This window comes from Haloechinothrix sp. LS1_15 (assembly GCF_033042135.1).
Lineage (GTDB): Bacteria > Actinomycetota > Actinomycetes > Mycobacteriales > Pseudonocardiaceae > Haloechinothrix.
This window is the reverse complement of sequence record NZ_WBXM01000015.1, coordinates 12290-35178: the sequence shown is the minus strand read 5'-3', so window position 1 is coordinate 35178 and position 22889 is coordinate 12290. Positions and strand designations below refer to the sequence as shown.

At 69.1% G+C, this 22889-nt stretch carries 21 protein-coding genes; 13 read left to right on the top strand and 8 right to left on the bottom strand.

The window, feature by feature from the left end; all coding sequences use genetic code 11:
- Positions 1-87 precede the first annotated feature (87 nt).
- Positions 88-1857: a DEAD/DEAH box helicase gene (locus tag F8178_RS18655; RefSeq protein WP_317496139.1), complete on the top strand. Its 1770-nt coding sequence runs from the start codon at positions 88-90 to the stop codon at positions 1855-1857.
- A 108-nt stretch (positions 1858-1965) separates the two neighbouring features.
- Here F8178_RS18655 and F8178_RS18650 read toward each other — a convergent pair whose 3' ends face one another.
- Positions 1966-2163: a hypothetical protein gene (locus F8178_RS18650; protein ID WP_317496138.1), complete on the bottom strand. Its 198-nt coding sequence runs from the start codon at positions 2161-2163 to the stop codon at positions 1966-1968.
- A 362-nt stretch (positions 2164-2525) separates the two neighbouring features.
- On the opposite strand from F8178_RS18650, the gene F8178_RS18645 reads away from it, so the two are divergent.
- The 3 genes from F8178_RS18645 to F8178_RS18635 are packed head-to-tail and all read left to right on the top strand — an operon-like array spanning position 2526 to position 6036.
- The gene (locus F8178_RS18645; protein ID WP_396345806.1) at positions 2526-3344 is read left to right on the top strand and encodes an EamA family transporter; all 819 of its coding nucleotides are present in this window, start codon (positions 2526-2528) and stop codon (positions 3342-3344) included.
- 39 nt (positions 3345-3383) lie between these two features.
- Positions 3384-4793: an FAD-binding oxidoreductase gene (locus tag F8178_RS18640; protein ID WP_317496136.1), complete on the top strand. Its 1410-nt coding sequence runs from the start codon at positions 3384-3386 to the stop codon at positions 4791-4793.
- Positions 4794-4806: 13 nt separating this feature from the next.
- Positions 4807-6036, top strand: a complete 1230-nt coding sequence (locus F8178_RS18635; RefSeq protein WP_317496135.1) for a class I SAM-dependent methyltransferase — start codon at positions 4807-4809, stop codon at positions 6034-6036.
- 80 nt (positions 6037-6116) lie between these two features.
- Here F8178_RS18635 and F8178_RS18630 read toward each other — a convergent pair whose 3' ends face one another.
- Positions 6117-7460, bottom strand: coding sequence for an RNA polymerase sigma factor (locus F8178_RS18630; protein WP_317496134.1), 1344 nt, complete (start codon positions 7458-7460; stop codon positions 6117-6119).
- A gap of 395 nt (positions 7461-7855) precedes the next feature.
- Positions 7856-8614, bottom strand: a complete 759-nt coding sequence (gene ppgK / locus F8178_RS18625; RefSeq protein WP_317496133.1) for a polyphosphate--glucose phosphotransferase — start codon at positions 8612-8614, stop codon at positions 7856-7858.
- A gap of 206 nt (positions 8615-8820) precedes the next feature.
- Between ppgK and F8178_RS18620 the strand changes: the two genes are divergently transcribed.
- Positions 8821-9663: an inositol monophosphatase family protein gene (locus tag F8178_RS18620; protein ID WP_317496132.1), complete on the top strand. Its 843-nt coding sequence runs from the start codon at positions 8821-8823 to the stop codon at positions 9661-9663.
- A 5-nt stretch (positions 9664-9668) separates the two neighbouring features.
- On the opposite strand, the gene cei is transcribed toward F8178_RS18620, so the two are convergent.
- Positions 9669-10349, bottom strand: a complete 681-nt coding sequence (cei, locus tag F8178_RS18615; protein WP_317496131.1) for an envelope integrity protein Cei — start codon at positions 10347-10349, stop codon at positions 9669-9671.
- 531 nt (positions 10350-10880) lie between these two features.
- On the opposite strand from cei, the gene F8178_RS18610 reads away from it, so the two are divergent.
- The gene (locus tag F8178_RS18610; protein ID WP_317496180.1) at positions 10881-11189 is read left to right on the top strand and encodes a DUF4193 domain-containing protein; all 309 of its coding nucleotides are present in this window, start codon (positions 10881-10883) and stop codon (positions 11187-11189) included.
- A gap of 98 nt (positions 11190-11287) precedes the next feature.
- Here the strand turns inward: F8178_RS18610 and F8178_RS18605 are convergent, their stop codons facing one another.
- On the bottom strand, positions 11288-11875 hold the full coding sequence (locus F8178_RS18605; protein WP_317496130.1) for a DUF3093 domain-containing protein: 588 nt from the start codon (positions 11873-11875) through the stop codon (positions 11288-11290).
- A gap of 24 nt (positions 11876-11899) precedes the next feature.
- Between F8178_RS18605 and dut the strand changes: the two genes are divergently transcribed.
- The 3 genes from dut to F8178_RS18590 all read left to right on the top strand — a co-directional run bounded on the left by dut (position 11900) and on the right by F8178_RS18590 (position 14162).
- On the top strand, positions 11900-12370 hold the full coding sequence (dut, locus tag F8178_RS18600) for a dUTP diphosphatase (RefSeq protein ID WP_317496129.1): 471 nt from the start codon (positions 11900-11902) through the stop codon (positions 12368-12370).
- Between the two features lie 143 nt (positions 12371-12513).
- Positions 12514-13239: a DUF3710 domain-containing protein gene (locus F8178_RS18595; protein ID WP_317496128.1), complete on the top strand. Its 726-nt coding sequence runs from the start codon at positions 12514-12516 to the stop codon at positions 13237-13239.
- A gap of 161 nt (positions 13240-13400) precedes the next feature.
- The gene (locus F8178_RS18590; protein WP_396345794.1) at positions 13401-14162 is read left to right on the top strand and encodes a DUF3159 domain-containing protein; all 762 of its coding nucleotides are present in this window, start codon (positions 13401-13403) and stop codon (positions 14160-14162) included.
- A gap of 15 nt (positions 14163-14177) precedes the next feature.
- Here the strand turns inward: F8178_RS18590 and F8178_RS18585 are convergent, their stop codons facing one another.
- Entirely contained in the window at positions 14178-14843 is a 666-nt protein-coding gene (locus F8178_RS18585; RefSeq protein ID WP_317496127.1) for a TrkA family potassium uptake protein, read from the bottom strand.
- Positions 14843-15523 (bottom strand): TrkA family potassium uptake protein, encoded by a 681-nt coding sequence (locus F8178_RS18580; RefSeq protein WP_317496126.1) that lies wholly within the window; start codon positions 15521-15523, stop codon positions 14843-14845. The genes F8178_RS18585 and F8178_RS18580 overlap by 1 nt, the downstream gene beginning before the upstream one ends.
- Positions 15524-15654: 131 nt before the next feature.
- Between F8178_RS18580 and F8178_RS18575 the strand changes: the two genes are divergently transcribed.
- The 4 genes from F8178_RS18575 to F8178_RS18560 all read left to right on the top strand — a co-directional run bounded on the left by F8178_RS18575 (position 15655) and on the right by F8178_RS18560 (position 20941).
- Complete coding sequence (locus F8178_RS18575; RefSeq protein ID WP_317496125.1) at positions 15655-16950, top strand: TRAM domain-containing protein; 1296 nt, start codon at positions 15655-15657, stop codon at positions 16948-16950.
- Positions 16951-16998: 48 nt separating this feature from the next.
- Positions 16999-18948, top strand: coding sequence for a 1-deoxy-D-xylulose-5-phosphate synthase (gene dxs / locus F8178_RS18570; protein ID WP_317496124.1), 1950 nt, complete (start codon positions 16999-17001; stop codon positions 18946-18948).
- 143 nt (positions 18949-19091) lie between these two features.
- Positions 19092-19772 (top strand): response regulator transcription factor, encoded by a 681-nt coding sequence (locus F8178_RS18565; RefSeq protein WP_317496123.1) that lies wholly within the window; start codon positions 19092-19094, stop codon positions 19770-19772.
- A gap of 29 nt (positions 19773-19801) precedes the next feature.
- A complete protein-coding gene (locus F8178_RS18560; RefSeq protein WP_317496122.1) occupies positions 19802-20941 on the top strand; it encodes a HAMP domain-containing sensor histidine kinase in 1140 nt (379 codons plus the stop codon).
- A gap of 20 nt (positions 20942-20961) precedes the next feature.
- On the opposite strand, the gene F8178_RS18555 is transcribed toward F8178_RS18560, so the two are convergent.
- Positions 20962-22875, bottom strand: coding sequence for a VanW family protein (locus F8178_RS18555; RefSeq protein ID WP_317496121.1), 1914 nt, complete (start codon positions 22873-22875; stop codon positions 20962-20964).
- Between the last annotated feature and the right edge of the window lie 14 nt (positions 22876-22889).

Here is a 22889-nt window from a genome sequence, read left to right as displayed (position 1 = left end):
CCGTGTCACCGGTACCGGGTCGGTGGGGGTGTTCGTGTGCTACCCGGCTGTGAACGAGGCACCGACGGAGAGGAGCTGGCTCTCACCGTGTCGGACACCCGCCTGGCAGACGACAAGGCAGCGCCGAGTCCGGAGCAGGACGCCACCGCCAAGCCGCTGCGTACGTGGCAGCGACGGGCGTTGACACAGTACTTGCGGAGCAAGCCACGTGACTTCCTCGCGGTGGCCACACCCGGTTCGGGTAAGACCGTGTTCGCGTTGCGGGTTGCTGCCGAGTTGCTGAGCGACCGCACCGTCGAGCAGGTCACCATCATTACCCCGACAGAGCACCTGAAGCACCAGTGGGCTGCGGCCGCGGCCGCAGCGGGGATCCCGATCGACTCGCGGTTCAGCAACGCCGCCGGGCGAACGTCGGCCGACTTCTGGGGTGTGGCGATGACCTACGCGCAGGTGGCCGCCCATCCCACGCTGCACCGCGTGCGCACGGAGCGACGCAAGACGCTGGTGATCCTCGACGAGATCCACCACGCTGGTGACGCCCGCTCCTGGGGCGATGCGGTGTACGAGGCGTTCACGCCTGCGGTGCGGCGGCTCGCGCTGACCGGGACACCGTTTCGCAGTGACGACTCGCCGATCCCGTTCGTGACCTACTCCGCCGACGCCGACGGTCGGTTGCGCAGCGCAGCCGACTACTCGTACGGCTACTCGGACGCGCTGGCCGACGGTGTGGTGCGGCCGGTGGTGTTCCTGGCGTACTCCGGCGACGCGTCGTGGCGCACCAGCGCGGGGGAGGAGTTCACCGCCCGCCTCGGTGAGCCGCTGACCGCCGAGCAGACCGCCCGCGCGTGGCGTACCGCGCTCGATCCGAGTGGGGAGTGGATCCCCTCGGTGCTCAGGGCAGCCGACGTGCGCTTGCAGCAGCTTCGGGAGGGCGGGATCCCGGATGCCGGTGGTCTCGTGGTGGCATCGGACCAGGCGACTGCCCGGGCCTACGCGCGGATCCTGCACGGGATCTGCGGAGAGCACCCCGCCGTGGTGCTCTCCGACGATCCAGGCTCGAGCGAACGGATCGCCGACTTCGCCGAATCGCGCGAGCGGTGGATGGTGGCGGTGCGGATGGTCTCGGAGGGGGTGGACGTGCCGCGGCTGGCGGTGGGTGTCTACGCGACGAGCGCGTCGACCCCGCTGTTCTTCGCCCAGGTGATCGGGCGGTTCGTCCGGGCGCGCAAGGAGGGTGAGACGGCGAGCGTGTTCCTGCCGAGCGTGCCCGTGCTGCTCGAGCTGGCCAGTGACTTGGAGGCGCAGCGCGACCACGTGCTCGGCAAGCCGCACCGGGACAGCGAGGGGTGGGACGATGAGCTGCTCGCCGACGCCAACCGGACCAAGGACGAGGCTGGCGACGAGGAGAAGCCGTTCACCTCGCTGCATGCCTCGGCGGAGCTGGACCAGGTGATCTACGACGGGGACTCGTTCGGTACCGCGGCGCTGGCATACAGCGAGGAGGAGCAGGATTACCTGGGACTTCCTGGCTTGCTCGATGCCGAGCAGGTCCGCGCGCTGCTGCGCAAACGGCAGGAGGAGCAGCTGTCCCGGCGGGAACAAGCGTGGCAGTCGGAGGGCGACGGCGCGCATCCGGGCCGGGAAGGGCAGCGCCCGGCGGCCGAGGCCGGGGTGGCTGAGCGGCGAAACGCCCTGCGGAAGGAATTGAACGCGCTGGTCGGTATGTACCACCACCGCACGAGCAAACCGCACGGCGTGATCCACAACGAGCTCCGCCAGGCGTGTGGCGGCCCGCCGACCGCGATGGCCACGGTGGAGCAGCTGGAGGAACGCATCGCGACGTTGCGTTCGTGGTAACCGTGGGTCGCGGGTGTGGGAGGGGATCGATGGAACGTGTGGAGTGGCCGGTGGGCCCGGGCTACGGCACTATCTCGTGGCATCCCGGGTCCCACCGGTCCGGCGACGTCAGGTCAACAGCGAGTCGTCGTCTTGCTGGATCTCGGCATCGAGCTCGGCCAGCTTGGCCTTGTGCTCCCGGGCGTGGTGACCGCAGAACAGCAGCTCGCCCCCGGTCGGCAGGATGGCACGCACCTTGGCTGCGGCGCTGCACCGGTCGCAGCGGTCGGCGGCGGTGAGTTCGGGGCGGGTGAGCGTGGTTGTCATGGAGTCTCCCTCCGTCCCGGCATCATCGGTATCGATGCCTTCGATCGTGCGGCTGTGGCCGCCGGTGTCGGGGAACCTCCCCGCGAGCCGACGATCACGCTGTGCCGCTACCTCTACTGTTGCAGACGCTGCGTGCGACGCAAGTGTTCCCGTATAGCTGCGAGTTGTATCACGCCCGGTGACACACCGGCGGGTCGGTTCCTCCCACTTCGTGGGAAGTCCGGGCGTTCTCGCAGGTCGTCGGGTACTGATGCCGTCACAAGTACCGGTGGTGCAGGATGGGTGCCGTGACACGGCTAGGGGGCGGGGCACGGTTGGCGAGCGTGCCCGCGCCGGCACTGTTCGTTCTCAGCGGAATTTCGATGTACCTCGGGGCGGCGTTTGCCGTCTGGTTGTTCGACGAGGTGTCACCGTCCGGAGTCGCCTGGTTGCGGTGCCTCGGAGCGGCACTGGTGCTGCTGGCCTGGCGGCGGCCGCCGCGTGCGGCGTGGCGAGGGCGCCCGCTGCTGCTCGCCGGCACGTTCGGCGTCGTGACGGCGGGTATGAACGTGCTGTTCTACGAGGCGATCGCGCGGCTGCCGCTCGGCACCGCCGTCGCGCTGGAGTTCGTCGGACCGGTGGCGGTGGCCGCGATCGGTTCGCGGGGCAGGCGCGATGTGGCGGCACTGGTGCTCGTCGCGGTTGGCGTGGCGCTCATTGCCGACGTGCAGCTGGCTGGCAGCCCGCTCGGCGTGCTGTTCGCGTTGCTCGCCGCGGCGGCGTGGGCCGGCTACATCGTGCTTGGCAAGCGCGTCGCGCTGGCCGACACGGGCGTGTCAGGGTTCGACAGCCTCGCCGTAGGCTTCGCGGTGGCCACCGTGGTGCTGAGCCCGCTCGCCCTGGGCACCGGGCCGGTGTGGGGCTCGGGGGAGCTGATGCTGCTCGGCATCGGGGTGGGGGTGCTGTCCACGGTGATCCCGTACACCCTCGATCAGATCGTGCTGCGCAGGGTCGGCCGCGCCCGCTTCGCGGTGTTGCTCGCGCTGCTGCCCGCCACCGCCACCGCCGTCGGCCTGCTGGTGCTGGGGCAGGTGCCCACCGCGGGGGAGGGGATCGGCATCCTCGCCGTGGTCGCCGGGGTCGCCCTACGTTCCAGCGAAGGCTCCCGTAAGGGTGGGCAGTCACCCGAAGAGCCGCCGTAACCGGACAGCGAGCCGGTTGTCGGCCTACCATCGGTGATTATGGGCACCTCGAGCGGCGAGACGATCGAGCGGTACACCCCGGACGCTGTCGCTGCAGGGCGGTACGCGGCGTCGGTGGATGCGCTGCGCAGGCAATACGCGACAGCGCCTGCAACGGCGTCGGTACGGCTGGCCAAACCCACGTCGAACCTGTTCCGGTTCCGGCCCCCGCATACCGGCTACGCGCTCGACGTGAGTGGCTTCTCCGGGGTACTCGGCATCGATCCCGTCACGCGCACCGCCGAGGTCGGGGGAATGACGACCTACGAAGACCTGGTCGACGCGACGCTGACGTCGGGTTTGATGCCGCTGGTCGTCCCGCAGCTGAAAACGATCACGGTCGGTGGGGCGATCGCAGGACTGGGCATCGAGTCCACCTCGTTCCGCAACGGGCTGCCCCACGAGTCGGTGCTGGAGATGGACGTGCTCACCGGAGACGGCCGCGTGGTGACCGCGAGCCCTGACAACGAGCACAGCGAGCTGTTCTACGGCTTCGCCAACTCGTACGGCACGCTGGGTTACGCGCTGCGGGTGAGGATCGAGCTGGAACCGGTACGCCCGGCCGTGGCGCTGCGCCACATCCGGCCCGTCGATGCCGCATCCTGTGCTCGAACGCTGGCAGAGGTCTGTGCGGAGCAGCGCTACGACGGGCTACCGGTGCACTTCGTGGACGGGACGGTGTTCTCCCGAGGCGAGCAGTACCTCACGCTCGGTTCGTTCACCGACACCGCGGCAGGCCGCAGCGATTACACCGGCATGCGGGTGTACTACCGGTCGCTGCGAGAACGCGCTACGGACACGCTGACCGTGAGGGACTACCTGTGGCGCTGGGATACCGACTGGTTCTGGTGCTCGAAGGCGCTCGGTGCGCAGAACCCGCTGGTGCGGGCGCTGTGGCCCCGACGCTACCTCCGGTCGGACGTCTACCGGTCGATCGTCGCGTTTGACCGCCGGTACCGCCTGTCCGACCGCATGCGGGCACTGCGCGGTGCCGCCCAGCGGGAACTGGTGATCCAGGATGTGGAGGTACCACTCGACAAGCTGGAGGAGTTCCTGGAGTTCTTCCACCGCGAGATCGGTATCAGTCCCGTGTGGATCTGCCCGTTGCGGCTGCGCAAGCCGGTGCGTTGGCCGCTCTACCCGATGGACCCGGAGACGCTCTACGTCAACGTCGGGTTCTGGTCCTCGGTGCCGCAACGGGACGGTCACCGGCACGGCGCGGCCAACCGGGCGATCGAGCGCGCCGTTGTGCAGCTCGGCGGGCACAAGTCGCTGTACTCGACGTCCTTTTTCGACGAGGAGGAGTTCTGGCGCCTGTACAACGGGGAGCAGTACGCACGGCTGAAGCGCACGTATGACCCCGATGGCAGGTTGCCTGACCTTTATGAGAAGTGCGTGTACGGGCGCTAGGAGGGAGCTGGCGATGCGGCTGGCCGATGTGTTCATGCGCATGGTGGGTGAGCAGGCGGACATCGAGTTTCGCGCCTACGACGGCAGCAGGGCGGGACCGCGGTCGGCCTCGGTCACCGTGGAGATACGGTCGCCGCTCGCGGTGTCCTATCTAGCTTCCGCGCCCGGCGAGCTCGGTATGAGTCGTGCCTACATCACGGGTTGCCTCGACGTGGTAGGCGACCTCCATGCCGCGCTCACCCGGATGCAGAAGGTGGCCTTCGGGGAGCTGTCGCCTGCGCTGCGGGTGCAGGTGGCCGCGCGGCTGGCAGCTACCAGGATCCGGTGGCCGGTGCGGCGTCCCGCGCTGGAGGCCAGGATGCGGGGCTGGAAGCACTCGCTGCGGCGGGATCGTGAGGCGATCGCGCATCACTACGACGTGTCGAACCGGTTCTACGAGTGGATCCTCGGCCCGTCGATGACCTACACCTGCGCGGTGTACCCCCACGAGGGGGCGAGCCTCGAGGAGGCGCAGTACGCCAAGCACGATCTCGTGGCGCGCAAGCTCGGCCTGCACAGCGGTATGCGGCTGCTGGACGTGGGGTGCGGTTGGGGCGGCATGGTGATGCACGCCGCGCGCGAGTACGGTGCGCGGGCGCTCGGGGTGACGCTGTCCCGCAAGCAGGCGGAGTGGGCGCAGAAAGCGATCGCCGCGGCCGGTCTCGGGGACCTCGCCGAGGTGCGGTACCTCGACTACCGCTCGGTGACCGAGTCGGACTTCGACGCGATCAGCTCGATTGGGCTTACCGAGCACGTCGGCAAGGCACAGCTGCCACGGTACTTCGACACCCTCTACCGCAAGCTCCGGCCCGGGGGACGACTGCTCAACCACTGCATCACGCGGGCGGACAACTCGCGCTCGCCCCGCGTGCGCGGTTTCTTCAACCGGTACATCTTCCCGGACGGCGAGCTGCTCGGCCCTGGTCACATCATCTCGACGATGCACGACCGCGGCTTCGAGCTACGACACGAGGAGAACCTGCGGGAGCACTACGTGCGTACCACGGCGGCCTGGGCGGCCAACCTCGACCGGCACTGGGACGAAGCGGTACGCGAGGTCGGTGTGGAGCGCGCCCGCACGTGGCGGTTGTACCTCAACGCCTCGCGATTGGGGTTCGAGCGGAACAACATCGAGCTGCACCAGGTGCTCGGGGTTCGGCTGGACGATGCCCGCTCGCATATGCCGCTGCGGCCGGATTGGTGACCTCGACTGGGAGGCCGAACGTGACGTTCGTTCCCTCTACGGCACCGAACGTCACGTTCGGCCTCCCAGGCGTGGGGGTTTCAGTCCAGGTAGTCGCGGAGTACCTGCGAGCGCGACGGGTGCCGTAGCTTCGACATCGTCTTGGACTCGATCTGCCGGATACGCTCCCGCGTCACGCCGTAGACCTGGCCGATCTCGTCCAGCGTGCGGGGCTGGCCGTCGGTGAGACCGAAGCGCAGCCTCACCACGCCCGCCTCACGCTCGGACAGCGTCTGCAGTACGGACTGCAGCTGGTCCTGCAGCAATGTGAACGAGACCGCGTCAACGGCGACCACGGCCTCGGAGTCTTCGATGAAGTCGCCGAGCTGCGAATCGCCCTCGTCGCCGATGGTCTGGTCCAGCGAGATCGGTTCCCGCGCGTACTGCTGGATCTCCAGGACCTTCTCCGGCGAGATGTCCATCTCCTTGGCCAGCTCCTCCGGAGTGGGCTCGCGACCCAGGTCCTGCAGGAGTTCCCGCTGGATACGGCCGAGCTTGTTGATGACCTCGACCATGTGCACCGGTATCCGGATGGTGCGCGCCTGGTCCGCCATGGCCCTGGTGATCGCCTGCCGGATCCACCAGGTCGCGTAAGTCGAGAACTTGTAGCCCTTGGTGTAGTCGAACTTCTCGACGGCTCGGATCAGGCCGAGGTTGCCTTCCTGGATCAGGTCGAGGAAAGCCATGCCACGCCCTGTGTAACGCTTGGCCAGCGACACCACGAGCCGGAGGTTGGCCTCGAGCAGGTGGCTCTTGGCACGCTCACCGTCACGGATGATCCATTTCAGGTCGCGCCGCATCTGTGTGGACAGCTCCTCGCCGTCCTCCTCGGCGGCACGGACGCGCTCGGCGGCGTAGAGCCCTGCCTCGATGCGCTTGGCGAGCTCCACCTCTTCGGCGGCGTTAAGCAGGGCAACCTTGCCGATCTGCTTGAGGTAGGCGCGTACCGAATCGGCCGAGGCGGTGAGCTCGGCGTCCTTCCGTGCCTGCCGCAGCGCCTCGGACTCTTCCTCGTCCCAGATGAAGTCCGGGTCGCCCTTGGCCTTGGCAGCCTCCGCCTTGGCCTCGGCGGCCTCCTCGTCCTCCTCGGTGACGGTCGCGTCGACGACATCGACCTCGACTCCGTCCAGGTCGGTCAGGTCCGTCTCGTCCTCGAGCTCGCCGAGCTCCACGTCCTCTTCGAGAACGGGCTCGTCGGCGTCCTTGGCGCGTGTGGTCTTCTCGGCGCCCGACTTCGTCCCCGCCGAAGACTTCTTCCGTCCCTTGCCCGTGGACTCGGCTCCGTCGGTGGACTCTGCATCCGTGACATCCGACGCGGGTTCGGCGGTTTCGTCAACGCTCGAAGTCTTGGTCCCGCGTCGCGTTGCGGTCTTTGCGGCTGCCACGTACGCCCTTTCGCAGGTTCGTGATCACTTACACCGGGATGCGCCGCATCCCAGCTGCGTCAAGTTCGGGGATGCTCCTCCGGTCGGCAGCCGTAGTGGTTACCGACCGCAGCCTGTTCCATTGTAACGGCGAAGTTCGGTGGTCCGGCGAAGCGATCGTCGCCCACCGGCCGCGTACCGGGCGGGATGTTACCTCACGGTCGTCCTGCTCCGAACAGCCGCTACGGGCACCGCACGGCCGAACCGCGGGATACGTTCCCACCGCTTCCCACTCGACTCCTACTGCCTCGCGTTTCCTCCCACTGTACCCTTCCCGCTCCTACGCCGTCCTGATTACCGGACGACGTCGGTCAGGGCCGAGGGCCGTGTGGTGACCGGCCTGTTCGCACCCGCCGTCACTTCGCCCTGGCGTCGCAAGCGGCTGCCGCGGCGCCGACGATCCCGGCGGTGTTCTGCAGCGAGGCCACGGCCAGCGGCGTGCGGGTGCGCAGCAGCGGGACCCACTGCGCGGCGTCCTTGCTCACACCCCCGCCAAGGATGATCAACTCCGGCCACAGCATTCGCTCCAGCACGCCGAGGTAACGCGACACTCGCGCGGTCCACTCCTGGTAGCCCAACCCCTCGCGTTCCCGCGCCGCGGCCGCGGCACGGCGCTCACCGATATCGCCGTCGACCTCGATGTGCCCGAACTCGGTGTTGGGCACCAGCGTCCCGTCGATGAACAGCGCGCTGCCGATCCCGGTGCCGAAGGTGAGCACCAGCACGCAGCCGGTTCGGCCACGTGCGTCGCCGAACCGGACCTCGGCCACCCCTGCGGCATCGGCGTCGTTGAGCACCACGACGTCCGCGGAATCCAGGGCGAGCCGCTTGGCGAACAGTTCGCGCGCGTCGGTGCCGATCCACGCGCTGTCGATGTTCGGCGCGGTACGCACAATCCCGTCGATCACCACGCCGGGCACGGTGATACCGACCGTGCCGTCCCAGTCGAAGGTCTCGAGGATCTCGGCGACCACGTCCGCGACGGCGTCGGGGGTGGACGGCTGCGGAGTCGGCAGCCGGAGTTCCTCGCCGACGAGGGCACCCCTGTCCAGCTCGACGAGTGCTCCTTTGACGCCGCTGCCTCCGATATCGATACCGAATGTGAGATCGGTCATGCCGCTACAGTCCCTTCGGTGTTCGTCGCCGCCTGCTCAGGCAGTCCGGTGCCGGCCGGCTGCCCTGTCCCGTTGCCCTCGCCGCGCCCGCATAGGCACCGGGGCGCTGTGGCCTCTGTCACCGATTGTCCGGATCGCCTGCGCCGCGCGGCCATTCAGGTCGTGGTGGATGCGACTTACTGTAGAACGTGTGATCCCATGACGAGGTGGGTATCGATCAACAGAGCCTGCTGGCCACGGCGCGGCACGTGGCAGGCGAGGCAGCGGCGTTGGTCCGCGAGGCGTCCACCGGCCCAGGCGGGCACAGGCGGATCGACGTCGCCACCAAGTCGAGCGAGACCGATGTCGTGACGTCGGTCGACCGGGCGTCCGAACAGCGCATCCGGGAACTGCTCGCGCGCCTGCGCCCCGGGGAACCGATGCTCGGCGAGGAGGCGGCCACGGCGACGGGGGCGGCCCCGTGCGGCGAGGCTTCCGTCGGTCCGGACTCGGTGACGTGGGTGGTGGACCCGATCGACGGCACCGTGAACTTCCTCTACGGTTATCCCGCCTTCGCCGTGTCGGTTGCCGCCCAGGTCGAGGGCAGGTCGGTGGCAGGGGCCGTGATCGAACCGATGACGGGTCGTTGCTGGAGCGCAACACGCGGCGGTGGCGCGTGGCTGGACGGCGTGCGACTGCGGGTATCCGCACCCGCGCGACTGGGCGTGACGTTGCTGGCGACCGGTTTCGCCTACGACGCCGCACGCAGGCAACGGCAGGCGCGGATGATCACGTCGGCGTTGGGGAACGTGCGGGACATCCGCCGGTCCGGTTCGGCGGCGCTCGACCTGTGCGCGGTGGCCACCGGCTGGGTGGATGCCTACTGCGAGCACGGCCTGTCCCGCTGGGACTGGGCAGCGGGAGCGCTCATCGCCGAGGAGGCGGGTGCCACGCTCTCACTGCCGGGGGATGATCCCCGATTGGGCGCTGACGCCACTCTCGCCTGCGCCCCCTCGGTCGCCGACGAGGTGGCGGAGCTGCTGGTGCACTGCGGCGCTGCCGAGGTGTGAACCGGTCAGCAGTGCGTGTCGCGCGCCGCCTCGAGCAGCTCCTCGTCGATGTCTGGTTCGTCCTGACCGGTGGCCAGCTCGTTGTCCCCGGTGCCTGCCTGGCGCTGGGAATGCGCCGCGAGCTGTTCCAGGGCGGTGTGTGCCTCGGGCCGGGCGAGGATGTTGCCGAACCCGGAGCCGAGCACGAAGTCGACGCTTGCGTCCTGGCGGCCGTCCTCGACCAGCTCGAAGCAGGGAACGACGAGGCTAAGGGTGCGAGCGGCTCGTTCACCGTTGCTGCCGTATCGCAGCTGGCCTCGGCAGTGCGCTGGCTCGTCGTCGTAGATCGGGTCGTTGGCCGGTTCTCCCAGCTGTGTGAAGCCGAGCGAGCGCAGGGTCTCGGTGGTCAGCATCGCCTGCCCGCGAACGCCGCTGGCGTTGAGCACCTGGACCGAGATGGCGTCCGGTGCAGCGGGTGTGACGCTGTCCAACGCGTCGTAGCCCGCGGAGACGAACTCGCCGTCGGTCAAGTCCCCGGGACGCGGGTCGCATTGGATGGCTTGATCCAGGTCGGAATCATCGGCGAAAGCCTCGATCCAGATGTAGCCGGAAACGACACCGAGCACGGTGAGCACGATCACCGCGGGTAACGGGCGGTAACGCCGGTACGGGCGTTCCCGCCGCGCGGTCCTGTTGGTCCCCGACACCACCTGAATCGTCCCTTCCGGCTGCGAAGTTCCGGCGCCTGTCAACTTTAGTGTCGTTACTGGTCACCGTCGCCGTTACAACGTCCCCCGATCGAAGGTACCGTGTGTGATCTCGGCGTTATGCTGGCCCGGAGGGTACCGGGCGTGTCCGGACTTCCCTGCCGAGCACGGGCAGCGGTGAGCGCGTCGCTGTCTCCAAGTTCCCCCGTCAGAGTTAAAGCAGACGTGATCTGTGTATCACTCCCGGGCGCGTCGTTGCATCGCGCGGCACAACATGAGCTAGTCTCTCCGCGCTCCGGGTACTGATTACGATCCGTCAGCACCGCTTGTGAGGACGTCCGGCCGGTCACGTCGACGGCGGGGGTCTTGTCGGGCTGTGGCTTTGTGGCGCGGTTCAATTTCACGGCGTTTCCGGGCACAAACTGGGGCGCTGGATCGTTATCCAGCGACACGGACGATTACGTGGGCGCCCGGGCCAATCGGGCACCCACCCGAGGAGAGAACACGATGTCGAGCGCAGGGGTGAAGGACATGGCGACCGACTACGACGCTCCGCGCCGTAGCGAGACCGACGAGCTGGCCGAGGACTCGTTGGAAGAGCTGAAGGCGCGCCGCAACGAAACCCAGTCCGGTGTGGTGGACGTCGACGAGGACGCCACGGCTGACAACTTCGAGTTGCCCGGTGCCGACCTGTCCGGCCTGTCGGGTGAGGACCTGACGGTCAAGGTCGTGCCGAAGCAGGCGGACGAGTTCACTTGTTCGGTGTGCTTCCTGGTGCACCACCGGTCGCGGCTGGCCGAGGAATCCGGCGGCCGCACGGTGTGCCGTGACTGTGCCTGAGCAGCCCGGCGAACCGGTCGACGTGCGATCCGGCGCAACCTGTGACGGCGGGCACCGCACTGGCGAGGGGAGTCGCCGGAACCGGCGGTATCGGCCGGTCACTCCTCGGCGGGCTGCCCGTCCTGGGTGGCCTGCGTGCTCGGAGTAGCCGGGCTAGCCGGGGCCGCCGACCGCAGCAGCTCGGCGAGACGGTGCGGCCTGCGGGTGCTGAACAGCCAGTACGGCGTGGGGTCGGCTGGATCGGTCAAGTGCACTCGGAGTGCCGGACCGATCCAGCCGCGGTGCACCACGTAGGCGGCCGGATCGAGTTCGGGGCCGAGGGCGGTGCGCTTGGCCCCGCGTGGGATCACCTCGATGTCGCCGAGGTAACGAGCGGGCAGCCGTGCCGCGCCGACGTGCAGTACCGGCTCGGGTGAGGCGGAACCGCCTTCCCCGTTGGTGATCAGCAGAATCCGCGTACGACCGAGCAGCACGAGTGCGGCGGCGACGGTGAGGAGGATGAGCACGTAGGGCAGCCAGGCGCGTAGTCCCGGGTAACCGAGATGCACTGTCGCACCGAGCGAGGCACCCAACGCCAGCGGTACCGGCCAGGCCCACCACGACAGGTAGAGCCGTTCACTGTAGCTCACCGTTGCCTGCGAGCCGCCGGTGCTGCCGTTGCCACCCCGTGCCGTGCTGCCTGACATGCCCCCAGAGTAGCCTGAGCTGCCGTGTCGACTGTTCAGGTACTGATAACGCGCATCGATCCGGGAATCCCGTTGCCGCGATACGCCCGGCCGGGCGATGCCGGTGCCGACCTGTGCACGACGGTGGACGCCGTGATCGAACCGGGACAGCGCACCGTGCTGGGAACCGGGGTCGCGATCGCGCTGCCGACCGGCTACGCGGGCTTCGTGCATCCCCGGTCGGGATTGGCCGCGCGGGCAGGACTCTCGGTGGTGAACAGCCCGGGCACCATCGACGCGGGCTACCGTGGCGAGATTAAGGTGTGCCTGATCAACCACGATCCCGCCGAACCCATCGTGCTGTCCCGCGGCGACCGGATCGCCCAGTTGATCGTGCAGCGGGTGGAGCACGTCGATTTCGTCGAGGTCGGCGAGCTCGACGGCGGGGAGCGTGGAACCAACGGTTACGGCTCCACCGGCGGCTGGCGAGCGGGGGCGGACAGCGGCGGTGGGTGACCGCCGGGCGAGGACGCGGGCAGACAAGGGTACGTGCGTACGGCAGCTACGGCGCTGCGACGAGCCGCCCGTACCCGCGACGGCATGCGCGACACTGGAGACGAGGACGGTGTAGGGCGGTTGAGTAACGGAGACGTGAGCTAGTGGGGATTTTCGGACGCAAGCGACGAGGCGCGGGCCACCGCAGGCAACAGCGGGGCAGGCACGCGCTCCCGGAGGACCACGAGGTCTCGTCGGTCGACGCGGCGGGCGCGGGAAGCGAGTCCGATGTGACCGATCCCGACGCGGCCGGTGCCGGTGACGCCGACCGGGATCCTCCCCCACACGACGGTCCGTACGACGTCGCCGAAGCACCGCAGGACTCCGTGCCTCGCATGGATCTCGGTTCAGTGCGTGTCCCGGTTCCCGAGGGCGCGCAGATCCAGGTCGAGATGGACCAATCCAGCGGCAAGGTTCGCGCGGTCCACGTCGTCACCCCGCACGGCCAGGTGACGATCAGCGCGTACGCGGCGCCGCGGAGCGGGGAGATCTGGCCGGAGGTCAGCGAGGAGCTCGGCGAGCAGCTGCGCTCCGACGGCGCGACGGTGGTGCGTACAACCGGGCCGTGGGGCCCGGAGTTGTCGGTGCAGATGGGTAAGAACGCGCTGCATTTCGTCGGTGTCGACGGGCCACGGTGGATGTTGCGCGGTGTCATCGCCGGTCCTGGTCAGTTGGCCGAGCGTGCCCCGGAAACGTTGCGCAGGCTCATGCGCGACACGGTCGTGGTTCGCGGTGATGGTCCGATGCCGGTTCGCAACCCGCTGCCGATCAAGCTGCCCGAGGCTGTCGCCAAGCACATCGCCGAGCGACGCGAGCAGCAGAGCGGTTGAGCGCGGGTGCGACGCAGGCCGGGCAAGGGACGGCCGCGCCGCGAGCCAGCTATCCTTGACGGACGCACGCGGGACAGCACGGGTACCCGGTTGATATCCGGGAACACCCGCTACCGACCGCGGCTAGCCAACCGACCGTCTGCAGAAGGCGCAGGGACATCGTGGGCGAACCGGCGAACCGGGCAGGCAATGACAGCCCCGGCGACGAGCAACGAGCATCGTCGGACGAGGTAGCGCAGGACTCGGCTGCGGGCGCCCGCGTGTTCGGTGGGCAGACCTTGCTCGAGCAGATAGGCGGCGTGTACGGGATGCTGGCCTCCGCCGTCCCGATCGTGGTCTTCGTGATGGTGAACTCGGTGTTCGAGCTCGTGCCCGCGATCTGGAGCGCGCTGGCTTCGGCTGCTGTGATCGCCGTGGTCCGAGCGGTGCGCAAGGAGAGTTTGCAACCCGCGGTGGCCGGACTCTTCGGGACCGCTATCGCGGCGTTCATCGCCTACCGCACCGGCGAAGCCCGGGGATTCTTCCTGTATGGCATCTGGATGAGCCTGCTCTACTGCGGGATCTTCGTGATCTCGGTGATCGTGCGGTGGCCGCTCGTCGGGGTGATCTGGAACTTCCTCAACGGTTCCGGGATGGGTTGGCGCAAGGACAAGCCCTCGCTGCACGCCTACGACATCGCCACGCTCGCCTTCGCCGCGGTGTTCGCGGCGCGGTTCGTGGTGCAGAACTGGCTGTACCTGGAGAACGAGACGGGGATGCTCGCCGTGGCACGGATATCCATGGGTGCCCCACTGTTCGGGCTCGCGTTGATCGTCACCATCTGGGCGGTTCGCAAGGCCAACAAGCGTATGAAGGCGATGACGTGGCAGCAGCATGAGTCGGACACCGAGATCGAGCGCAGGCTACGGGAGAAGTACGGGTAGTGGGCGAGTCCGACGTCACCTCTCGGGTTCCTTCACCATGTGCCGGATGGCGTCCTCGGCCTCGTCACCGGCGATGAACAGCAGCTCGTCCCCGTGATGCAGCGGGTCGTCCCCGGTGGGAACCATCACGCTGTCGCCCCGAAGGACGGCCACCAGGGTGGTGTCCGCGGGCAGCGAGAGCCGGCTCACCGGGCGTCCGTCGAGCGCGCTGCCCGCGGGCAGCGTGATCTCCACCAGATTGGCCTGCCCCTTGCGGAACGTCATCAGCCGGACGAGGTCGCCGATCCCGACGGCCTCCTCGACCATCGCCGCCAGCATGCGCGGAGTGGACACCGCGACGTCGACACCCCACCGCTGGTCGAACAACCACTCGTTGTCGGGGTCGTTGACCCTGGCCACCACCCTGCGCACCGCGAACTCGGTCTTGGCCAGCAGCGACAGCACGAGGTTCACCTTGTCGTCCCCGGTAGCGGCGATGACGACATCGCACCCCTGCAGGCCTGCCTCTTCGAGTGTGGAAACCTCGCAGGCGTCACCGAGTACCCAGTCGGCCGCTTCCACCGATTCGGGGGCAAAGTTCTCCGGGAGCCGCTCCAGCAGCATCACCTGGTGGCCGACCTCCAGCAGCTCCAACGCGATGGACCGGCCGACCGCTCCGGCGCCTGCGATGGCCACACGCATCAGCGGACCTCCTCACCCGAATGCGCAGGCGGTCCGGTTCCCGCGAACCGCTCGACGGTGTCGAGCTCGTCCGATCCTGCCACTACGTAGACCGAGTCGCCCTCGGCGAGACGCTCGTCGCCTTCCGGGTAGATCGTGGCGGCCGCACGCCGTAGGAACGCGACCCGCGCACCGGTCGTCCGTTCCAGTTCCGCGAACGTGGCACCGACCCACTGAAGACTCGGGCGCAGGTGCAGTAGCGCGACCTGCCCCGAGGGATCCCGCCACACGGGTGCGGCGGAGTCACCGACCAGGGTGTGCAGGAACCGGTCCGTGGTCCACGGCACGGTGGCGACGGTCGGGATCCCCAGCCGCTCGTACACCGCGGCACGTTTGTGATCGTAGATGCGTGCTACGACGTGCGTGACGCCGAACGTCTCGCGTGCTACCCGTGCCGAGATGATATTGGAGTTGTCCCCGCTGGACACGGCGGCGAAGGCTTCGGCCCTGTCGATGCCTGCCTCGCGCAGCGTCTGCTTGTTGAAGCCGATCCCGAGGATCTGGTCCCCGTGGAACTCAGCTCCCAGCCTGCGGAACGCGTCGAGGTCCTTGTCGATCACGGCGACGTCGTGTCCCAGCCGCTCGAGCGCGTTCGCCAGCGAGGCGCCGACACGGCCGCAGCCCATGATGACCACGTGCACTCGAATGCCTCCTCCTCGGGCGGGATCGTGTGGGTTCAGGCTACTGCGCACCCTTCTCGCTGGGGCAAGACACGGCCGCGGGTCGGGGCGTGGAATCACCTGGCCTGCTGATGGCACACACTGGAGGGACGATGACGACCGACTGGACCGGGCAGCGGGTGGCGCTGGAGATCGAGGCTGTGGCGCACGGCGGTCACTGCGTGGCACGCTCCGACGGCAGGGTGGTGTTCGTGCGCCACACGCTGCCGGGGGAACGGGTGCTGGCCGAGGTGACCGAGGACCATGGCGGCTCGTTCTGCCGTGCCGACGCGATCGAGGTGTTGCGAGCGGCACCGGGACGGGTGAGTCCACGCTGCTCGCTTTCGGGGCCGGGCGGTTGCGGCGGCTGCGACTGGCAGCACGCCGATGCGGCCACCCAGCGGGAGCTCAAGGCCACCGTGGTCGCCGAGCAGCTGCGCAGGCTGGCTGGGATCGAGCTGGCTCCCGAGGTGGTGGCGTTGCCCGGCGGAACGCTCGGGTGGCGCAGCAGGATCAGGCTCGCCACCGATGCCGAGGGAAGGCCAGGGCTGCGCGCCAACCGGAGTCACCGGGTGATCCCGCTGGGCGAGTACGGCTGCCCGTTGGCGGTGCCAGGAGCCCTCGACGGCCTCGCGGGGCAGAGGTGGGAGCCGGGCGAGGAGATCGCTGTCGCGGTCGACGCCGCAGGCGAGGTGCACGTGCGGGCGGGCACGTCGGGCGCGGGACGGCAGCTGCGGGGCGGGCAGGCTGCCGAGCGGGCGGCGGGCAGGCAGTGGCGGCTCGACGCCCACGGCTTCTGGCAGGTCCATCCTGAGCTGCCCGACGCGCTGGCTGGCGTGGTGGCCGAGGATGCCGAAGCGCCTGCTGGTGGGCTGGCCTGGGACCTCTACGCGGGAGTCGGGTTGTTCGCCGCGGTGCTGGCCGAGCAGGTCGGCCCGACCGGTCAGGTGTTCGCGGTCGAGTCGTCGCGACGCGCGGTCGCCGACGGCAGGCGCAACCTGGCCGATCTCCCGCAGGTGCGCTGGCGGCAGGGCAGGGTCGATCGGGTGATGGCCGCCGGGCAGGAAGGCCTTTCGGTGGCGCGGCCGCCGCGGGTGGTGGTGCTCGACCCGCCGCGCAACGGGGCGGGTCGAGCCGTGGTGCGCGCCATCGCTGCGTCAGGGCCCGACCGCGTGGTCTACGTGGCCTGCGATCCGGCGGTACTCGCCAGGGACATTGCGACGTTCGGTTGCCACGGCTACAGGTTGCGCAGACTGCGCGCGTTCGATGCTTTCCCCATGACCCACCACGTGGAGTGTGTCGCCCTGCTGGAACCACAGGCCCGTAACGGGCATGACACGCGGGCCGGTCCCGCCGGTCGCGCAGGCAATGGACTGTCCAGCGGCCAACGAGCGGGGAAGAACCCCTAGACTGGGGGACGTTCCCTGCCTGGGTGAAGCAAGAATCGAGGTGGAGCGGTGGCGTTGCTGGACGCGGTGAACGGGCCGGACGACCTCAAGCGGATGAGCCGGAACGAGCTCGCGGCGCTTGCGGCCGAGATCCGAGCGTTCCTCGTAGACAAGGTCCGTGCCGCCGGTGGGCATCTCGGCCCCAACCTCGGTGTGGTCGAACTGACGCTGGCGGTGCACCGCGTGTTCGACTCGCCGAAGGACAGCATCGTCTACGACGTCGGGCACCAGAGCTACGTGCACAAGCTCGTCACCGGCAGGCGGAAGGGCTTCGATCGGCTGCGACAGCGCGGCGGTGTGGCAGGCTATCCCTCCCGCGAGGAAAGCGAGCACGATCTGGTGGAGAACAGCCACGCCTCGACGGCGCTGTCCTACGCTGACGGCCTCTCGAAAGCCTACGAGCTCGCGGGTGGGCACCGCAGCGTGGTCGCGGTCGTGGGTGACGGCGCACTCACCGGTGGTATGTGTTGGGAAGCGCTGAACAACATCGCTGCGGCCAACCGCCCTGTGGTCATCGTCGTCAACGACAATGGCCGGTCTTACCTTCCCACTATCGGGGGCATCGCCGAGCGGCTCGCCGCGCTGCGGTTGCGCCCCGGCTACGAGCAGTTCCTGGAGTACGGCAAGACCCTGCTCCAGCGGACGCCGGTGGTCGGCAAGCCGCTGTACGCGGCCGCGCATGCCGCCAAGGCAGGTTTGAAGGATGCCTTGAGCCCGCAGGCGCTGTTCGCCGATCTGGACTTGAAGTACATCGGGCCGGTCGACGGGCACGACCTCGGCGCGTTGGAAGCGGCGATGAGCAAGGCCAAGGCATTCGGTGGCCCGGTCATCGTGCACGCGGTGACCCAGAAGGGGTACGGCTATCCCCCTGCGGTGAACGACGAGACCGACCAGATGCACCAGACCGACGCGATCGATCCCGCCACCGGCAAGCCGCCCGCGAAGGGGACGAGCTGGACCTCGGTCTTCGGCCACGCGATCGCCGAGATCGCCGATGAGCGGCCGGACGTGGTGGCGATCACCGCCGCGATGCTGCACTCGACCGGGCTGCACGCCTTCGCCGACCGTTACCCGGAGCGGGTCTTCGATGTGGGGATCGCCGAGCAGCACGCGGTGACCTCGGCGGCCGGGTTGGCCATGGGCGGCATGCACCCGGTGGTCGCGGTGTACTCCACGTTCCTCAATCGAGGCTTTGACCAGCTGCTGCTCGATGTGGGACTGCATCGCCAGCCGGTGACGTTCGTCCTGGACCGTGCAGGCATCACCGGCCCGGACGGGCCGAGCCACCACGGCATGTGGGACCTGTCCTTGCTCGGCACGGTGCCGGGTATGGCAGTGGCTGCTCCCCGCGACGCGGTGACACTGCGCGAGGAGCTGCGCGAGGCGGTGGCGACCTCGGGCGGGCCGACAGCACTGCGCTATTCCAAGGGCACGGTGCCGCAGGAGCTGCCTGCCCACTACCGCACCGGCACCGTCGACGTGCTGCGCACCCCCGACGGCGAGGTGGGCTCCGATGTGCTGCTGGTCCCCGTCGGCGCTTTCGCCGAGCTCGGGTTGCAGGCGGCGAGCAAGCTGGCAGACCAGGGGATCGGCGTGACGGTGGCCGACCCGCGTTGGATCCTGCCAGTACCAGGGGAGCTTGTCGAGCTCGCGGCGAGACACCGGCTGGTGGTCACCGTCGAGGACAGCGGACGTCACGGCGGGTTCGGTGCGGCGCTGGCCGCGGCACTGCGCGACGCCGGATGCGACGTGCCGCTGCGGGACCTGGCTGTGCCGCAGGAATATCACGAGCACGGTTCGCGGTCGGAGCTGCTGACCTCGTTCGGGCTCACGTCGCAGGACATCGCCCGCCGTGTCACCGAATGGGTAGCCGACCGGCTGGCCGCGCCGGAGACAGGTGCCGAGCTGGCCGCACCGGAGCTTATGTCCAGCAGGAATCCGCAGAACGAAGGTACCTGATCGGGACCAGCGCGGGAGCTGCCGACCCGCCGTTCCGCGGCCGGGCGGGGTCTCGCGGCCGGGGAGCCCGCCGGAATCCGGGATGCCGGGGGTTCTCAGCCGCGTCTCATCCCGCTCTCAGGCGGATGTGGCACGGTAGTGACGTGCGGGTACTGGTAGTGGAGGACGAACAGCCGCTCGCGGAGGCGGTGGCGCGCGGTCTGCGTCGCGAGGGCATGGCCGTGGACGTGGCACTCAACGGCGACGACGGGCACGAGAAGGCCATGATCACTCGCTACGACGTCGTGGTGCTCGACCGTGATCTGCCCGGCATGCCGGGTGACACGCTGTGCGAGGAGATCGTGGGCTCGGGTGAGCTCACCCGCATCCTCATGCTGACCGCCAGCGGTACCGTTGCCGACCGGGTCGATGGGCTGTCGCTCGGGGCCGATGACTACCTCGCCAAGCCTTTCGCCTTCGCTGAGTTGGTCGCGCGGGTGCGCGCGCTGGCGCGACGCGCGACGCCGCCGAACCCCCCGGTGCTGCGTGCCGCGGATGTCCGGCTCGACCCGGCGCGCCGCACCGTGTACCGCGACAGCGGCCACATCGATCTGACCAGGAAAGAGTTCGGGGTGCTCGAGGTGCTGTTGTCGGCGGGAGGGTCCGTGGTCAGTAGCGAGGAACTGCTGGAACGGGTCTGGGACGAACACGCGGACCCGTTCACCACGACGGTCCGGGTCACCGTCATGACGCTACGGAAGAAGCTGGGGGAGCCGGGGATCATCGAGACCGTCGTGGGAGCCGGGTACCGGATCCCGGAAGCCGGTAGTGTCTCCGACGAGTAGACCGCTCCACCGACGACCCTGGAACCCAGTTGAGGAAGCTTCGCGAGAGGCTGTCCCCGCGCGGGCTGCGCGCGCGAATCACGCTGCTCTCCGTGCTGCTGGCCGCGGGGATCAGCGCGATCCTGCTCGTCCTGGCGTGGCGATTGGTCAGCGACGCGATCGCTGCCGTACCGCACATGCCACCGGGAACCACGGTACGCGTGGACGGCACCGACGTGGAAGCCTCGGCGCTGGCCGAGTACCTGCGGGAGCAGGCCCGCACCCGCGTCGTGCTGATCGGAAGTATCGCTTTCGGTTGCGTGGTACTCGCCGCAGGCGTGCTGGCATGGGCATTGACCTCGTACGTGCTGCGCCCGCTCCGGGAGATCGCAGGAACGGCGCGGCGGCTGACGGCCGAGTCGATGGACGAGCGTATCGGGCAGCTGCACCCGCGTGACGAGCTGGCCGAGCTCGCCGCGACGATCGACAACATGCTCGACCGGCTGGCCGCGGCGTTCGATGCGCAGCGCCGGTTCGTCGCCAACGCCAGCCACGAGCTGCGCACGCCACTGACCGTGATGCGAACCGAGCTCGACGTCACGCTCACCGACGAACAGGCCGACGCCGAGGAGCTGCGCAGGATGGCCGGGGTGGTGCGATCAGCCGCGCGGCGCGCCGAGCAGCTGGTTGGGGCGCTGTTGCTGCTGGCCCGAACCGACGGTGCCGAGCTCGCGACGCGGGAGCCGGTGGATCTGGCAGCTGTGGTGCGGCACGCGTGGGATGCGGTGCGTGCCGATGCCCAGCAACGTCAGCTGCGTGTCGAGTTCGACACCCCGGCCGCTCCCGCCGTAGGTGACCCGGCCCTGCTGGAACGTGTTGCCGGTAACCTGCTGGAGAACGCGGTGCGGCACAACGTCGCAGGTGGCTGGATCACGGTCCGCACGAGGGCGGAACCGGCCGATGCGACGCTGGTCGTGCGTTCCTCGGGACCGTTGATCGATCCGCAGACCGTCTCGGAGCTGTTCGAACCGTTCCACCGGGGTGGGACGGCTCGTACCGGCCGGGACGGCTCCGGGCTCGGCCTGTCCATCGTGCGTGCCGCGGTGGAGGCCCACCACGGCACGGTGACGGCGGACCCCGTGGTCGGTGGTGGTCTCGCGGTCACGGTGCGACTACCCAGCACCCCGTGAGACGGGTTGGCCGTGCCCGGTCAGTCGGAGCCGCCGTCGTTCTCACTACCGTTGTCCCCGTTGTTGCCGCCACCATTACCGCCACCGTTGCCGTTGCCGCCGCTCGCGTCCTCGTCGCCGTCGCCGTTGCCGTCACCGGGATCGGGCTCGGGGCTGTCGTCGGGATCGGGCTCGGGGCTGTCGTCGGGATCGGGCTCGGGGTTGTCGTCGGGATCCGGCGACGGGTCCGGCGCGGGCGCGCAGCGGATAGCGGGTTGCGGGTTGTAGACGACGGTGCGTTCCTCCTCGGTGACCACCTCGCCGTCGAGGTCCCGGATGATGCGGGTATCGGTCGCGGTGAAACCCCGCGAACCGCTGCTGGGGGTGCAAGGTTCGCCGTGCGGGATGGTTCGTACCGACGGGCTGGTGAAGTTGGTCCTCGAACCGGTCACCGACTCGACTTCGTAGTGCTTGGTCCCCCAGAACCGGACCGTGATCTCGGTGGGGGTCCACTCGGTCTCGATGGCGATCCCTGTCGGGTGGCCGTTGCGGAACGCCAGGTCGATCACGCTGTTGCCCCTGGCGTCCTGGTAGACGGTGGCTTCCCTGGCCACTGGGTAACGGCTGATGTAGTAGCTGTGCTCGGTGTGCTCGATATCGGTCATGGCGGCGAAGTACGCCGCGTTGTAGAGCGTGGTGGCGAACTGCGAGATACCGCCGCCGACGGCACGACCGGGTTCGCCTTGCTCGATGATCCCCGCCTCGATATAGCCCTGGTCGGTGCCACGGGGGCCGGTGAACTCGTTCAGGCTGAACGTCTCACCCGGTGGCACGATCACACCGTCGACGTGCTCGGCGACCCGGCGGATGTTCACCCCGGAGTCCTGGGCGAAGCCCCCGGTGGAGAATTCCCCGACGACCTCGTCGATACCCAGGTCGCGGGCCTGCTCGGTGGTGATGTCGGCGGGCTCGTCGCGGTAGGAGACGGCGACCTCGCGGTCGTCGCCCGGCAGGACATCCAGCAGCTCCGCCGCCGTGCCGTCCCAGTCGATGCGGCGACCGTCCACAGAAGGCCGGACGGTGGGGGTCTCGCCATCGAACTCCATCGAGGCGTCCCTGCTTAGTTGCTCCGACTCGGCCAGCTCGTCGCCTACGGTGCTCTCCAGATCATCCGGCGACAGCTCGGGGGCGAGGCCACCGCGACCGTCGGGACGGAACCGCAGCAGCTCCGCGATGTCGTGTGGTTCCAACGAGGCGCTGACGCCGTCAGCACCCGCGAGCGTGACGTCACCGGCAACGGCTGGACGCGCCACGGACTCCAGCGCGGTGTGCACGCCGTTGGCGGTGACCAGGGGACGCTGCGTGGTCACGGCGACCGTGATGGGGTTGTCGTGCACCCACTCCCGCTGGACGGTCCGCGCTGCCCCGTCGACGTTCAGGCGCCTTCCCTCCTCCGGTGGCACCGCCACCGGTTCGGTGCCGTGGAAGGCGATGCCCCCTTCCACGTGATCGCGTTCCACCTGGTCGCGGAGCCGGGCCAGTTCCTCGCGCAGTGCCTGCTCGTCGGCGTCGACGACGGGATCTACTTCGTGCGCTGTGAAGTGGAACAGCAACCACGCAAGCGGTCGCGACGGGCGCTGCGCGGCGGTGGCGACCGTCGCTTCCCAATCGGCCTCGATGCCCACCGCCGCCGGGTCGATGTCGACGCTCTCGTCACCGGCGGTGACCGTCGCGGGCTCGGTCAACCGCTGGTCGAGGTCGCGTCGCAGTGTCTCGACCGCGTCCTGCTTGTACATACCGCCGATGTCGACCCCGGCCACGGTCACCGCACGGGGGAGGTGGTGCGATCCGATGACCAGGTCGAGGACGTACACGACCCCCAGAACCCAGGCGATGAGCGCGACAGCGACAGCGAGCCGACCGGTCGGTCGCGGGCGGCTCGCCACGGCCGGCACCGGTGTGGAGTCTC